This window comes from Nocardiopsis sp. TRM 82005 (assembly GCF_056312425.1).
The window spans coordinates 150,662-164,256 of sequence record NZ_JBWDTQ010000010.1 but is presented as its reverse complement, the minus strand read 5'-3'; the positions used below and the strand labels follow the sequence as shown (position 1 = coordinate 164,256).

General features: G+C 66.2%; 11 protein-coding genes. 4 read left to right on the top strand and 7 right to left on the bottom strand.

Annotated features, from left to right (window positions below):
• Positions 1–24 precede the first annotated feature (24 nt).
• Both AC0T5L_RS07165 and AC0T5L_RS07160 read right to left on the bottom strand, forming a co-directional pair.
• Positions 25–1,656, bottom strand: a complete 1,632-nt coding sequence (locus AC0T5L_RS07165; protein WP_476164589.1) for a type I restriction-modification system subunit M — start codon at positions 1,654–1,656, stop codon at positions 25–27.
• A 101-nt stretch (positions 1,657–1,757) separates the two neighbouring features.
• Positions 1,758–3,824: a hypothetical protein gene (locus AC0T5L_RS07160; protein ID WP_476164588.1), complete on the bottom strand. Its 2,067-nt coding sequence runs from the start codon at positions 3,822–3,824 to the stop codon at positions 1,758–1,760.
• A 228-nt stretch (positions 3,825–4,052) separates the two neighbouring features.
• On the opposite strand from AC0T5L_RS07160, the gene AC0T5L_RS07155 reads away from it, so the two are divergent.
• The gene (locus AC0T5L_RS07155) at positions 4,053–4,619 is read left to right on the top strand and encodes a hypothetical protein (protein ID WP_476164587.1); all 567 of its coding nucleotides are present in this window, start codon (positions 4,053–4,055) and stop codon (positions 4,617–4,619) included.
• An 81-nt stretch (positions 4,620–4,700) separates the two neighbouring features.
• Here AC0T5L_RS07155 and AC0T5L_RS07150 read toward each other — a convergent pair whose 3' ends face one another.
• Together AC0T5L_RS07150 and AC0T5L_RS07145 are read right to left on the bottom strand one after the other, a co-directional pair.
• Positions 4,701–4,940 carry a DUF397 domain-containing protein gene (locus AC0T5L_RS07150; RefSeq protein ID WP_476164586.1) on the bottom strand — a complete coding sequence of 80 codons (240 nt, stop codon included), beginning with the start codon at positions 4,938–4,940 and terminating at the stop codon, positions 4,701–4,703.
• Complete coding sequence (locus AC0T5L_RS07145; RefSeq protein WP_476164585.1) at positions 4,937–5,800, bottom strand: helix-turn-helix domain-containing protein; 864 nt, start codon at positions 5,798–5,800, stop codon at positions 4,937–4,939. The genes AC0T5L_RS07150 and AC0T5L_RS07145 overlap by 4 nt, the downstream gene beginning before the upstream one ends.
• Before the next feature lie 223 nt (positions 5,801–6,023).
• On the opposite strand from AC0T5L_RS07145, the gene AC0T5L_RS07140 reads away from it, so the two are divergent.
• Together AC0T5L_RS07140 and AC0T5L_RS07135 are read left to right on the top strand one after the other, a co-directional pair.
• A complete protein-coding gene (locus AC0T5L_RS07140) occupies positions 6,024–6,581 on the top strand; it encodes an ATP-binding protein (RefSeq protein WP_476164584.1) in 558 nt (185 codons plus the stop codon).
• 124 nt (positions 6,582–6,705) lie between these two features.
• On the top strand, positions 6,706–7,101 hold the full coding sequence (locus AC0T5L_RS07135) for a hypothetical protein (RefSeq protein ID WP_476164583.1): 396 nt from the start codon (positions 6,706–6,708) through the stop codon (positions 7,099–7,101).
• 109 nt (positions 7,102–7,210) lie between these two features.
• On the opposite strand, the gene AC0T5L_RS07130 is transcribed toward AC0T5L_RS07135, so the two are convergent.
• From AC0T5L_RS07130 to AC0T5L_RS07120, 3 genes are all read right to left on the bottom strand, one after another.
• Positions 7,211–8,851: a DNA recombination protein RmuC gene (locus AC0T5L_RS07130; protein ID WP_476164678.1), complete on the bottom strand. Its 1,641-nt coding sequence runs from the start codon at positions 8,849–8,851 to the stop codon at positions 7,211–7,213.
• A 217-nt stretch (positions 8,852–9,068) separates the two neighbouring features.
• Complete coding sequence (locus tag AC0T5L_RS07125) at positions 9,069–10,853, bottom strand: hypothetical protein (RefSeq protein ID WP_476164582.1); 1,785 nt, start codon at positions 10,851–10,853, stop codon at positions 9,069–9,071.
• Between the two features lie 250 nt (positions 10,854–11,103).
• On the bottom strand, positions 11,104–11,511 hold the full coding sequence (locus AC0T5L_RS07120; RefSeq protein ID WP_476164581.1) for an NUDIX hydrolase: 408 nt from the start codon (positions 11,509–11,511) through the stop codon (positions 11,104–11,106).
• A gap of 161 nt (positions 11,512–11,672) precedes the next feature.
• Here AC0T5L_RS07120 and gltX point away from each other — a divergent pair, with 161 nt between their 5' ends.
• The gene (gene gltX, locus AC0T5L_RS07115) at positions 11,673–13,088 is read left to right on the top strand and encodes a glutamate--tRNA ligase (protein WP_476164580.1); all 1,416 of its coding nucleotides are present in this window, start codon (positions 11,673–11,675) and stop codon (positions 13,086–13,088) included.
• Positions 13,089–13,595 lie beyond the last annotated feature (507 nt).

The window sequence follows — 13,595 nt, the reverse complement described above, 5'->3', positions numbered from 1 at the left end:
GAACCTTGCCAATAAGGGTGCGACTCATCCGATCCTCCCGAACTGCTCGCGGACGACACCTTCAAGACGCTTAGACTCGTCGAAGTGCTCGAAGAGCTCCTTCGTCAGACGGGTGATCTTCTCGTCCAACGGTTCGGCATCCGGGTCCTCTTCCACCTCCGCAGCACCCACATACCGCCCCGGGGTGAGCACGTACTCGTGCTTGGTGATCTCCTGGAGCTTGGCCGAATAGGCGAAGCCAGGAACGTCCTCGTAAGTAAGCTTCTTCTGCCTTGCGGAAGCGGTGCCTCGCCAGGCGTGGAAGGTGTCGGAGATCTTCGCGAGATCCTCCTCGGTGAGAATCCGCTCGGTGCGGTTAATCATCTTTCCCATATCCCGGGCATCGATGAACAGCACCTCGCCGCGCCGGTCGTTAGTTGCCTCGGCGCCTTGCACGCCTTTATCTCTGGCCAGGAACCACAGACACGCCGGGATTGCTGTAGTTCGGAATAGGTTTCCCGGTAGCGCCACCATGCAGGTCACCAGGTCCGCGTCCACGATCGCCTTGCGGATCTCGCCTTCGCCCGAAGATTGGGAGGACATCGAACCGTTGGATAGAACCACACCAGCGGTTCCGCGCTCGCCCAGCTTAGAGATGATGTGCTGCAACCAGGCGAAGTTAGCGCTGTTTGCAGGCGGTACACCGAATCGCCAGCGCCGGTCATCAGTACGGCGCTCCCATTTCTTGATATTGAATGGAGGATTGGCCAGAACAAAGTCAGTCTTGAGGTCAGGAAGTTTGTCGTCAGAGAACGTGTTTGCCCAGCGCTTTCCCATTCCTTCGGGGTCCATGCCATGGATGGCCAGGTTCATCTTTGCCAGTCGCCAGGTGCGTTCATTGGACTCTTGACCGTAAATTGCGAGATCGTGTGTGTGGTCACGTCCTTTGCGTGCTTCAACGAACTTATTCGCCTGTACGAACATACCGCCAGAACCACAGCACGGGTCGTAGACCCGTCCCTTGTACGGCTCCAGGATCTCCACCAGCAGCTCCACCACGCTCTTTGGAGTGTAGAACTCGCCCGCCTTTTTTCCTTCAGCACGGGCGAACTGCTCCAGGAAGTACTCGTAGGTCTCCCCGAGCACGTCTTGTGCGGTCTTATCCTCGTGCCCAGCGAACCGGGCGTCGCTGATGAGGTCCACCAGCCCCTTCAGCTGTGTCTGGTCCACGTTGTCACGATTGAATATCTGCGGCAGCACACCGGTCAGCGGTTTGTTCTTGGCCATGATCTGACCCATTGCGTCGTCGATGAGGCTGCCGACACCCTCGTCCGTGCTGGCCGCGTTCTCAGCGATGTACTTCCACCGGGCCTTCTCCGGCACCCAGAAGACGTTCTCCTCGCTGTAGGAGTCCTGGTCCTCAAGGAAGGCCGCCCGGCGGTGCTCGGGGATGCCGTCCTCCTCCAACTCGGCGACGATCTCCCGGCGGCGCTCGTCGAAGGCGTCCGAGACGTACTTGAGGAAGACCAACCCCAGCACGAACTCCTTGTACTGGGCGGCGTCCATCGACCCGCGCAGCTGGTCGGCGGCCTTCCACAGGATCGCCCGGATCTCCTCGGGGGTGGAGGCGCTGAAGAGTTCACCCTGTTGGGTGTTGGCACGCTTGCGTGGCGGCATGTGCTGTGTTCCTTCTCGGTTGTGGTGCTGCCCTGCGACGCGACCACCCGGGGAGGGAAAGGGCGCGGAGCCGGAGCAGCGGGGAGATACGGAAAAGTCTGTCAGCTGGTGAGGACGGCCAGGGTCCCGTCACTGAACCCGGCGGCGCTCAACCGCCGGATCGTGTCGAGCTCGGCATACTGCTCGTCCAGCAGCGCGCGTCTGCGTTCGGCTTCGGCGAGCACGGCGTCCAACCGGGCTACCTCCTCCGGGTGCAGGTCGGGCAAAGCGACCTCCACGATTCCGCGCGCGGCGCGGACCGCCCCCGAGGGGCGCTGGACGGAGGAAGCCCCCTCCAGTAGCAGCGTCAACACCCGGGGCGTGAGCGCCCGTCTGGCCTCGCGGTTCACCCGCAGAATCCGTGCGGGGAAGGCCACCACCGAGGCCCCCTCGTGGTCGATCATCACCCCGAACCCCGGGCCGGTCGTGTACACCACGTCGCCAGGTTCGGTCAGGGCCGCGTGCTGGTACTCCGCCGCGAACAGCAACCGGTCGATCCGCCGACCGTCGCGCGGCGCCCGGCCCAGCACCTCGTTCGGGCCGAGGACGTCCATCTGCCCGCGCGGGTCGATGTGCTCGGGCGCGATCCGGTGGCCCTTGACCGGAATGACGCGGCCCTGCCTGATCAGGGTTCCCACGGTGGTCCGCTCCGGCGCGGGACCCACCCGGCGCACCAGCCCGCCGCGCAGAGGGCCGTGCGCGTCCGCGTGGGATCGCGCCCTGCCCCCCGCCTCGGACAGGCGGGCCTCGGCCTCGGCGATCAGGGCCGGGCGGTCACGAACCGTGCGGGACACGATCCGTGACATCGGCGGCCCGGGCGGCACGAGGGGAGCGCCGAACCGCTTCTCCAGGTCCTCAATTCGCACCGGCAAGCCATACCGGGGATCGTGGCCGCCCAGGTGGTGTCCCTCGGCCCGCCAGAGCAGAATGTCCTCGGCCAGGGCTTCTCCCACCCCCGAGTCCAGGGACCGAGCGCTGATGTCGTTAATGAGCACCTGACCGCGCGCGTCGGTCACCGGGTCCCGACGTAGGGTCCACAGGGCGCACCCATAGCCGGGCCGGTAGGGGTCGGCACCGCCGGGAAGGGTGGTGACCGACTCGACCAGTTTGCTGCGCAGCAGGCGCGAGCGGATCTGCGCTTCGCGTGCGTCCAGTTCACCGACCAGCGCGTCCGCGGGGCCGACGACCACGGCGGTGCACCCGGGGCGGAGCAGTACGCTCAGTTCCTCGATCTTCTCCAGCGCCTGAGCTCGGGAACGGCTCTCCCCGGCCTGGTAGGGCAGGGTGGTCACGATCAGATCGAGGTCGGCCAGCCGCTCCTCCAGTTCGTTGCCCGTCTGCACGTCCAGGTCGAGTTCGGGAACCCCGGCCAGGATCAGGCGGCGACGGGTGAGCCGGGCCAGTTCGGCGCGCTCCTCGGCGGCCAGCACGGTGCTGTCGGAAGGATCGTCGAGCGCGGTCACGACGTCGCGGAGCAGGTCCCCGCACAGCGCGTGGGGGTCGGCGACGGTGAGGTTTCCGTCGCGGGAGGCGTGGCCCAGCGGGTCGGCGACCCGCACGACCAGGCGGCGCAGCTCGGGGGAGAGGGAACCGGTGTCCGGGCCGGTGAGCCCGAGGCGGTGCCGGTCGGTCATGAGGTGTTCGTGGGCGCCGCCGGGGGTATAGGCGGCCTCGACCAGCTCTTCGGCCAGGGGCGCGAGGCGTGCGGAGAGCGCGGGGGCCTCGATCAGTTCGCGCCGGAAGAACTCGTCGTCGGGATCCATGCGCTCCACCCGGCCGAGTAGCGCGTCCTCCGTGGTGTCGGCGAGGGGTTTCTCGTCCATGTAGTGCAGGCACAGCAGCGCGCCGAGTACGGAGACCAGGCGCTGCGCGCCGATCTCCTCCGCGAGGCGGACGAGGCCGTGCGCGACCAGTTCCGGGGCGATCGCGTCGGCGGGGGTGTTGCCCAGGCCGGTGGTGGTGAGCCAGTCGGCCACCGCGCGGCCGTCGAACCAGGTGCGGTTGCCCTGCTCCGCCACGGGGGCGGGGAAGTCCGGGTAGCGGCGCCGCCAGGTGGAGACCACCGGGCGCTGGACATGGGCGAGGGTCGCGATGTCGGACAGGGAGAGCAGCGGCGGTGACGACGGCATCCGGTACTTCCTCGCTCTCTGCGCTGGGGGTGGAGGAGTGAGGCCACTCTAGAACAGAATCGGCGAGCGTGATGGTGTTTCTCTGATAACCCCGCTTATCGATTCCCGGGTGAGCTTTGGGTGGGGTTTCTGGCTACGGTCCTCACAACGGCAGAGCGGCCAGCCGCTCACCTCCCACAGCACGGCATCCGGTGCTCCACCGGCACTGGCGAACTCCGAGGAACCCTCATGAGCCGACAGAACGCCCGACCCCGTAGGTACACCATCCGGCCGCCGCGCGCTGCCCGCCCGCGCAGCTGCGGCAAGCGCTGGTTCGGGGACCGGATCAGCGCCGAACTCGCCCTGGCCGCCATCCGCCACCACGGCGAGGACCGGTCGGAGAAGATGCCCCGGCGCTCCTACGAGTGCCCGAGCTGCCATGGGTGGCACCTGACCTCCAAGGGGAAGCTGCCCTACTCGGCGCGTATGGCTTCGGCCCTGGAGGATGGGTTCAGGGTTCCCCGACCCCGCAGTGCGGAGCCCCGGAGGCTGGATGAGCGGCGGAACCTGAGGACCGGCCAGGCGCTGCGGGCGCGCCGGATCGTCCAGGGGCTGGAGCCGTGGGTGGCCGCTCACGTGGAGGACCACCTCGTCGAGCACGGGCGCGGGCCGACCTGGCGCGAGCTGGAGGCGGTGTTCGGCTGGGACCAGTGGGAGGGCGCGCTGGTCATTCGGTACCTGGTGGATCAGGGGTGGCTGGGGGAGGCCGCGGGCAGTCCCTGCCTGTTGCCCGGCGATCGCGTGGGTGATGGCTGAGACGCGCGGTCTGTGAAAGAAGCGGTGCCCGGTCGTGGTCCTTAGTCCTGGACACGGCCGGGCACCGCTGGTGCCTGGTGGTTAGCGGGAGAGGGCGGCGGTGAGGAAGCCGGTCCACTCGGTGGCGGAGAAGGGGAGGTGTCCGGCGTCGGGGTGCTTGGAGTCGCGGACGGCCGCGCCGCAGGGGAGGTCGCCGACCTCCACGCAGTTCTGGTCTTGGCCGCTGTAGCTGCTCTTGCGGAAGCTCGCAGGGATGTGCGCAACCTCGACGCAGTTGACGTCTTGAGCGCTGTAGCTGCTCTTACGGAACTCCAGGATCATCCTTGTTCACCTTCTATCGAAGCCTTGGCACTTGCGATGCTCCGCATGGAAGCGGTCGACGATAGTGCGATGCTTTGAACATTGCTGAACGCCATGTTGTAGCGCTTGATGTCGCTTTCCTGTTCAAGGTATAGACCGTCTGCGGCCGTGCTGACGTAGACGATCGTAGGATCCCTGGGCTCAGGGAAGTCCAGGATGGTGAAGGCACCCGCCATACCGAGGTGTGCCCCGCTGCTGAAGGGAAGCACCTGGATGTCGATGTTGTGCCGTAGGGCCAAGTGCTCCAGATGCCCCAGCTGTTCGATCATGACCTCACGGGTGCCCACGAGGCGGAGCAAGACCGCTTCGTCGATGACCGCTGTCATGTGAGGAGCATTAACGCGGGACAGGATCTGTTGGCGTGCGAGCCGCGCCTCTACCTGCCTGCTGATGCTGGGGTCATCGGTGGCTCTGCCTCCCCTGAAGATCTCTTCCGCATAGTCAGGTGTCTGGAACAGGCCAGGGATCACCTGGGCTTCGTAGGTTCGTATAGCTGACGCTTCCGCTTCGAAGTCGGGAAGCGTGTGTTCGCTGAAGACATCCTTGTAACGGGACCACCACCCCTTCTCTTTGGACTCACGCGACAGCTGGTGCAGCCCTCCACGGCTCTCCTCATCCAGGTTGTAGAGGTCTGCGAGGGCGTCCAAGTCCCGGGAACGGGTTCGTCTGGACTCTGCGGTCTCGATCTTGCCGATGGTGGCCCGGGGGACATTGGACCTTTTAGCAGCATCATCGAGGGTGAAGCCGTGCTCTTCTCGTAGGCGTCGCAGCTCGAAGCCGAGGCGCCTGCGACGGATGGTGGGGCTGTAGGGCCGTTGCATGGGACCAACCTAGCAAAACTTGCCGCGAATCTCAGTTTGGGATTGACAACTGAGAATCGCGGTTACAGTATGGAGATGTAGCCAGTGACTGATGGATCACAGAGGGTTCATGTCGGTCAGGCTACGCCTTGCCCGTTCCGCGCATCACGGCAACCGTGAGACTCCTTCAACGGGCCTGCGAGACCCCTACTCACCTCGTGTCATGCCAAGGAGTGTGTTCGTCATGCCTGCAAACGCCCCGGCGTCCGTGCCCGCGCTGGGAGAGGCCACGGTGCCGCTGTCCAGCTTCATCCAGCCGGTCCACCACCACTACTTCTCCAGCCAGCCCGAGCGTCCGAACTACCGGATGCGTCGCTACAACTTCGCGGGAACCCCGGCCGTCATGCCTCTGGTCCGGGCGTTCCTGGACACCTGCGCAGCCGCCAAGGACGCCGACTACCGGTACCTGTTCACCCTGCTGGGCAGCGAACTCGCCAACAACGCCATCCGCCACAGTCTCTCCGGCCATCCCGGGGGCAGCTACAGCCTCCTGGTTCACCGCCACCGGGAAGGCCTGCACCTGGCCTGCCGCGACCGGGGCGGGCTGAGCAAGCACGACGCCCACCTGACCCCCAAGGCGAACGGCCTCAACCTGAGCGCCGAATCCGGGCGAGGCCTGGCGATGGTGAACGCCTTCGCTTCGGAATGGGGCGACAACGGCAACGCCGAGTTCCGCACCGTGTGGTTCTACCTGGCCTACGACCTGACCGGCAGCCAGTGGGACACCGACACCGACGACTGACCACAGAGCTTCGTGCTCTGACATGTCGCAGACATGAGACGGGCCCAGGAAAGCGCGCCAACGCTTGCCCTGAGCCCTGAATCCCCCAAACCCAAACACGGCATATGCAAGGAAAGAGGATCTGATGTCCAACCCTATCCCGCGGCCCCGGCGTTCCGACGACTTCCGCCCCTTCCCGAGGCTGCCGCGCCGGACCCCGCTCGTCGGTCCGGTCTGCCCGTTGTGTGACCACCCCTCCTGCCGCCTGCGCCGTGCCCAGCGGCTGCCCCGCCTGGGCGGCCACCGCGCCGAGTTCACCCGTGAGCACGCCCAGGCCGCCGCGATCCAGGCCCGCCACCGGGACCTGATCGTCTACTACGGCGAGGCCACGCAGTCCTTCTGGGTCGCCACGTCCGCCGGACTGACCGAGGCCCGCGACGTCGACGCCCTCCTCCTGCTCCTGTGGCCGCACACCGACCCGCCCGCCGCCCGCCCCTGGGCCCGGACCGGCGGCGACACCCGGGTTCCCGCCACGGCCTGACGAGCACCGCACACCACACCCACGCACACCGCACACCATCGCGGCCCTCCCCGGAACTCGCCCGGGAAGGGCCGCGCTGCTTCTCCGCGCCGTCCCTCCGCGCACTTGCTCAGCCGAGCGGGTCGGACTCCGTGGCGACCGACTCCATCAGTTCCGCTTTCACCAGCGCCCTCGGCTGGCTCACCACCGGCTTCAGCTCGACCAGCTCCTTCTTCGGCCGGATACCGAGCTTGGGGAACTCTCGTGCGGTCGGCAGGACGCGTTCCTCCAAAGAGCCGATCGTCGCGTTGTAGTGCTCCACCGACTTGTCCAGGGAACCCCTCAGCCTCCCCAGGTGCTCACCCACCTTGGCCAGGCGGTCGTAGATATCCCGGCCCAACCCGTGGATGATCTCCGAGTTCTCCCGCACCTTCTCCTCCTCCCAGGACAGGCCGATGACGCGCAGGATCGGGATCAGGATGGTCGGGGTGGCGATCACGACCCTCTTGTCGAGGGCGTACTCGTGCAGGTCGGGTCGCTTGTCCAGGGCAGCCTGAAGCAAGGCTTCGTTCGGCAGGAACATGACGACGAAGTCCGGGCTTCCGGCCACCTTGGTGAAGTACTCCTTGGTGGCCAGCCCGTCCACGTGCTTACGAACGTGCGTGGCGTGCTCGCCCATGAACTTGTCGTACTCGGAGTCGTCGTCGGCCTCCACCGCGTTGATGAACGCCTCCAGTGACACCTTGGCATCCACCACAATCTTGTGGCCGTTGGCCAGTTCGATGGTCATGTCGGGGCGAAGGGTTCCCTCTTCGCCCTCCACCGTGACCTGACGCTTGAAGTCGACGTGTTCGTGCAGATTGGCGAGTTCGACCGTCTTCTTCAGGTGCATCTCACCCCACTGCCCACGGACCTGCGGCTTGCGCAACACCTTGACCAGTTCCTCGGTCTGCTTCCGGCCCCGCACGTTCTCCGCCGCCAGATTCTTGATCTGCTCGTTCAGCTGGCTCTCGGTCGAGGTGCGCCTGCCATCGATTTCGCGGAGCTGCACACCCATCTCCCGCAGCTTCTCGGTGATGTCCTTGGCGGTCGTGCCCAGCTTCTCGTCAGCGGTGGTGCTCAGCTCTTCCTTGGAGGCCTTCAGCATCTTGGCCATGGTCGCCTCGACCTGCTCGGTCTGGAGTCGGCTGTGCTCCTCCCGGACCTGCTCCAGCTCCTTCTGGGCCGCGGCCACCTCGGCCTGCCGCTTCTCCAGCTCTGTCCGCTCGGTGCGCAGTTTCGCGAGTTCGACCTCATAGCCGCCGACGCGTTCCTTCAGCTGGGCGACCACCGCTTCCAGGGCCGCCTTGTCCCGGTCCGCGTCGGCCCTGGCGTCCTCCAGGCCGCGGATCCGCTGGTGTTCCGTCCCCAGGGACTTCTTCAGGTCCTCGATCTCGACGGCGGCCTGCCGCTGCCTGTCCCGCGCCGCGTCGAGTTCGGCCGCCAGCCGGCCCCGCTCCTCGGAGACGGCGTTCAACCGGGCGTTCAGCTCGGACCTGGCGGACTCGTACTCGCGCTGGGACCGCTGGGCCTCGTCGCGTTCGGCCCGCAGTTCCCCGGCCTGGGTGCGGGCCTGGTCGCGCTGTTCCTCGGCGAGCTTCAGGTCCGTTCGCAGATGGTTCCACTCGTCGCTGTGGTGGCGGTTCCGGGACTCGGAGCGGTGGCGGGCGAGCAGGTAACCGAGGGCGGCGAAGACCGCGGCCGTCGCTGTGAAGAGGGCGAAGATGAGCATGGTGTTCACGGTGATTCCTCTAAGGGAAGTGCGCAGACCGGATCAACGGCCTGCGAAGAGGATGGGACCACCGCGTTCCAGGAGCCGCCCGAGAAATGCGAGCAGCGGGTGAAACGCGATGGCCATCACCATAGAGAACTCATCGGTTGGAATGCAGTTGCTTCCTTGATAAGGCCGGTTATCAGACTGTTTCGACCAATTTCCCTTTGGTTGAGGATCAGAAGTTCTCCTGCCACTGCCCCGAGCTGTGGTTCATCAGGGAAAGCCCGTCCGTATGCGTCCCTAGCATGACCGATCTGCCCTCGGCCAGTGAGAGGTCGAGCTGTTCGTACAACTGCTCGGTCCCCGTGCCCCGGCTGCCCAACCAGCCGTTGGACATCAGCGAGATGAAGTCGGTACCGGTCAGGTACCGGGGAATCGACGTCTGGCGGATCCGCTTGCCTGTCCTGTGCCCGAGGTCCTCGGTGTGTTCGTGGATGATCTCGAAGTGCTCACGGGTGAAGTACATGCCCGAGATGAGTTCGGTACCCGCGGACATACGTGTCTGGGGAGCGCACAGCTTCACGAAGCAAGGGGTGTCGACGAGGCGGATGTCCGGGTGCCTGGGAGTGGTGTCGCGGGTCTTCTCGTCCAGTTCGCGCATGCGCTCGATCTGGGTGAGGAACCGCTTGTCGATGCTGCTGTACAGGCCCTCCTTGGTCTGGCGCATCGTCTTGTACTGGAGCATGACGAAGTTGCCGCCGTGGGGGTTGTAGTAGACCAGGTCCACGCCGGTCTTGGTCTCCCCGGGGGTGCGGTCGATGTTGGCCACCAGCAGTGACCTGGTCCCGTACTTGTTCTCGAACCTGCGCCAGGCCACGTGATCGGTGTTGTGGAATCTCCAACCCGGGAAGTTCGTGGCGTCGAAGTCCACCTGCCACTTCTCCTGTGGCTTGAACCGGCCCCCTTTCCGGGTCCCGGCGAGCCCGGTGAGGAACGGATCGGCCTCGTCGGTCCTGCGCCAACTCAGCAGGTGCTCCCGTTCGATGTCGAAGGCCTCGAAGAGCACGCCGAGCGCGTCGCGCTCCAGCGGCCGGATCGGACGGTCCTCGGTAGAGGGCTCCTCCAGCCTGATCTGCTCTTCGAGCCATGCGATGCGCCGGGCGGCCTCGGGTGACCTGTCGGTCAGCCGCGCCAGGATCTTCTGCCCGGCCACCGGGGTCAGGTTCCGGTTGCGGTCGAAGGAGTCCCTGACGACCTTGCCCAGATCGGAGAAGAGCTCCAGGGGGACCGGCTGTGACAGGCGGGCGTAGTGGGAGATCTCGACCTTGCGTTCGAAGGTCCCGGACTTGCCCGCAGGAGCCACCGTTCCCAGACCCGTGATGGTCCGCGCGTCCCGACCGGCCCGTTCGTCGATGAACAGGCCCAGATACGTCCCACGCTTCCATTTCTCGTGGGCTCCGCGCACGGCGTACTGGCCGCTGTCGATTCCGTCCCGGCTCAGGAAGTCGTGCATCACGTCGGTGAGCGTGAGGGCGGCGACTCTGGTCTCGGGCTCCTGCGGTTTCTCCATGGGGAGCTGTCCGTTCGCCCAGAACCCGCCGTACCGCTTGGCCGGGTCGTTGTAAGCGGCAAGCTCCCTGTCCACCTTCTCCGGCGGGTCGGTGTGCGGCACCCTCTCCGTGTGGAGGTCCACGAGGGAGAACAGGAGTTCCGCGTTCGGTTCCTGGACTTCCGCGATCAGTCGGAGAACCCAGTCCGCGACCGCGGACACGTCGGCGATCGGAGCCTGATTCAACCAGTACCGCTGCTCCGGTTCCTCCAGGGCGGACAGGAGCATCGACCAACCGGCGTTGTCGCTCCACTCGACGGATCCACCGCGAATGCCCGCGGGGAAGGGGGAACGCAGACGCGCACGCGCCCATCGGCCCGTATCCGTGCGGCCGGTCTCCCAGGCGCGCAGACTCATCGACCTGGACAAGGCCGCGTACACCCGCCCGACGTAGGGGCCGTGGTCGGTCATGTGGTGACGTTTCTTGTGAGGGGGTCTCTCTGACAGTGCCCGGTTCGGCCCCACAGTTGTACCGCTTCCCGGTCACCATCGGGATTGCCGGGGGACGCCCAGCCCTTCTCGAAGAGGGCATCTACGACAGATCCCTCTGGCCAAGGCCCGTCCGCAGCCTGGTTGCCAGAGGGCGGATGCAGAGTTCAGGCACCCTTGTTGCTCTACTCCACCTCCTCGCTTCCTGAAAGCGGACGGGCTCACCTCGTGTTCATGCGCGATTCCGCACGAACCACGCCTGGACCGAGTGCTTGTATCCCTCAGGCATAGGCAGGTCGGATACCTCTGCTTCAGTGAACAGGGCGGCCTCCTTGTGCTCACTGGAAACCACCAAAGGGGCATGAGAGTTCACACGGCATCCGTAGGTGACGATGAAGACGTGCCGGTCGACCTGGGTGATGTGGTAGATCCACGAATCGAGGATCTCGGCCACCTGCACGGGCCAGCCCGTCTCCTCCTTGATCTCCCGGGCCAGACACCCCTCAGGAGTTTCTCCTACCTCGATCTTGCCGCCCGGCAGCTCCCATTCGTCGCGCTCGTTGCGCAACAGCAGAACCCGGTCGTCGCGGATGACGACGCCCTTGACCGAGACGGGGAACATGCGTGAGGCGTTGGACACTGGAGGACTCGCTTTCGAAGGCTTGGGTCGACACTGGCGAAGATGACAGGGGACTGAGCTGAACCGGGTGCTGTGGCGGCATCCACAGCTACGGTGCGGTGCTTTTCCTCGGATCGCTGTCCAGCCCCGGCGCAGCAGCCGATCACGCTAGGCTCTGTGGGGTGACTGACACCTCGATTCGCACCAGGTTCGCCCCTTCCCCGACCGGCATGTTCCATGTGGGCAACGCCCGGTCCCTGCTGCTGAACTGGGTGGTCGCGCGACAATCCGGCGGCACGATGGTGCTGCGGATCGAGGACACCGACGCCGCCCGCTCCCGTCCCGAGTGGACCGAGGGCATCCTGGCCGCCATGGCCTGGCTGGGCGTGAACTCCACCCAGTACGAGGGCCCCTACTCCCAGACCGAGCACGCCGACCAGCACACCGAGGCCGCCCAGCGTCTGCGCAAGGAAGGTCTGGCCTACTACTGCGACTGCACCCGCGACCAGGTCCAGGCCCGGCGCGACAACCCCAACCTGGGCTATGACGGGTTCTGCCGGGACCGCGGTCTGGAGGCCGGCACCGGGCGGGCGCTCCGCTTCCGGATCCCCGAGGGCGGACCGACCGTGGTCGAGGATCAGATTCGGGGCCGGGTGGAGTTCCCGCACGAGGCACTGGAGGACTTCGTGATCGCCCGCGGCGACGGCACGGCGCTGTTCGTCCTGGCCAACGTGGTGGACGACGTGGAGATGGGCATCACACACGTCATCCGTGGTGAGGAGCACCTGTCCAACGCCCCCAAGCAGCAGCTTCTGTGGGAGGCGCTGGGACACACGCCGCCGGTGTGGGCGCACGCTCCGGTTCTGGTGAACGAGAAGCGTCAGAAGCTGTCCAAGCGCCGGGACAAGGTCGCCATGGAGTCCTACCAGGCCGAGGGGTATCTGCCCGAGACCATGGTCAACTACCTGATGCTGCTGGGGTGGGCGCCCGGGGGCGACCGCGAGATCATGCCCATCGAGGAGATGATCCCGCTCTTCGATCTGGCTGACGTCAACTCCTCGCCCGCCTTCTTCGATGAGAAGAAGCTGCGCGCCTTCAACGGCGACTACATCCGCGCCCTGGACGTGGACGAGTTCGTCAAGCGCTGCGCCCCTTACCTGGAGGGCGAGGACGTGCCGTGGCGAAGCGAGGACTTCGACGCGGATGTGTTCGCCAAGATTGCCCCGTTGGCGCAGAGCCGGGTGGCGGTGCTCAGCGAGATCGTGCCGAACGTGGACTTCCTGTTCCTGGACACCCCGGTCTTCGACGAGAAGAGCTGGGCCAAGGCCATGAAGCCCGGGATCGGCGTGGAGATGCTCACCGCAGCGATCGCTACCTACTCGGAGGAGTCCCTGGTCTGGGACGCCGAATCCTTGAAGGGAGCCCTTGAGCAGGCCGGTGCCGCTCAAGGGCTCAAGCTCGGCAAGGCTCAGGCGCCGGTGCGGGTCGCGGTGACCGGACGTACGGTCGGCTTGCCGCTGTTCGAGTCGCTGGAGTTGCTGGGCCGCGAGCGCACGCTGGAGCGGCTGCGCGTGGCGCTGGAGCGGCTCAACGCCTGACGGGCCGAAGCCAGTCGCACGGCAGTCAACTCCGGAGGAAAGACCTCTAGCAGTTCCGACGCCCGGGGCCCGTCCCGCTGTCCGGTGAGCACCCAGCGCACCGTATGCGGAGGCGGGCCCTTCTCCGTGCCGCGCGACCAGGCGTCCAGCCACCACAGTGCCTCCTCTGCCTGCGCTGGAGGCGGTGCATGTTCGATCTCGATGTCGGTGAGCGCTCGGCACAGTCGGACCTGTTGGGACAGCGGCCGCGGGTAGCGCTGGATGATCCACGTGATGACGTGCGACGCAGAGCCCGGGCAGCGCTCACGCAGTTCCCGGCAGGCCACCTCTGGAGCCAGGGTGACGGACACCTTCCGATCCAGGGAGCGTAGACGTGGTTCGTCCAGGAGGCCGTCCCCGTGGTGGGGAAGAACCGTACGGATCTGACCCACCAGCTCGGAGAAGCCGACCGGCCGAGTAGTTGGCCGAGACTGGTCCAGGTACGGCTCCGCGAAGAAGTACCGCAGC

Bases quoted from the DNA above. Each gene is read 5' to 3' on its own strand.
- AC0T5L_RS07165 (WP_476164589.1), bottom strand. From the start codon at position 1,656: ATGCCGCCACGCAAGCGTGCCAACACCCAACAGGGTGAACTCTTCAGC.
- AC0T5L_RS07160 (WP_476164588.1), bottom strand. From the start codon at position 3,824: ATGCCGTCGTCACCGCCGCTGCTCTCCCTGTCCGACATCGCGACCCTC.
- AC0T5L_RS07155 (WP_476164587.1), top strand. From the start codon at position 4,053: ATGAGCCGACAGAACGCCCGACCCCGTAGGTACACCATCCGGCCGCCG.
- AC0T5L_RS07150 (WP_476164586.1), bottom strand. From the start codon at position 4,940: ATGATCCTGGAGTTCCGTAAGAGCAGCTACAGCGCTCAAGACGTCAAC.
- AC0T5L_RS07145 (WP_476164585.1), bottom strand. From the start codon at position 5,800: ATGCAACGGCCCTACAGCCCCACCATCCGTCGCAGGCGCCTCGGCTTC.
- AC0T5L_RS07140 (WP_476164584.1), top strand. From the start codon at position 6,024: ATGCCTGCAAACGCCCCGGCGTCCGTGCCCGCGCTGGGAGAGGCCACG.
- AC0T5L_RS07135 (WP_476164583.1), top strand. From the start codon at position 6,706: ATGTCCAACCCTATCCCGCGGCCCCGGCGTTCCGACGACTTCCGCCCC.
- AC0T5L_RS07130 (WP_476164678.1), bottom strand. From the start codon at position 8,851: ATGCTCATCTTCGCCCTCTTCACAGCGACGGCCGCGGTCTTCGCCGCC.
- AC0T5L_RS07125 (WP_476164582.1), bottom strand. From the start codon at position 10,853: ATGACCGACCACGGCCCCTACGTCGGGCGGGTGTACGCGGCCTTGTCC.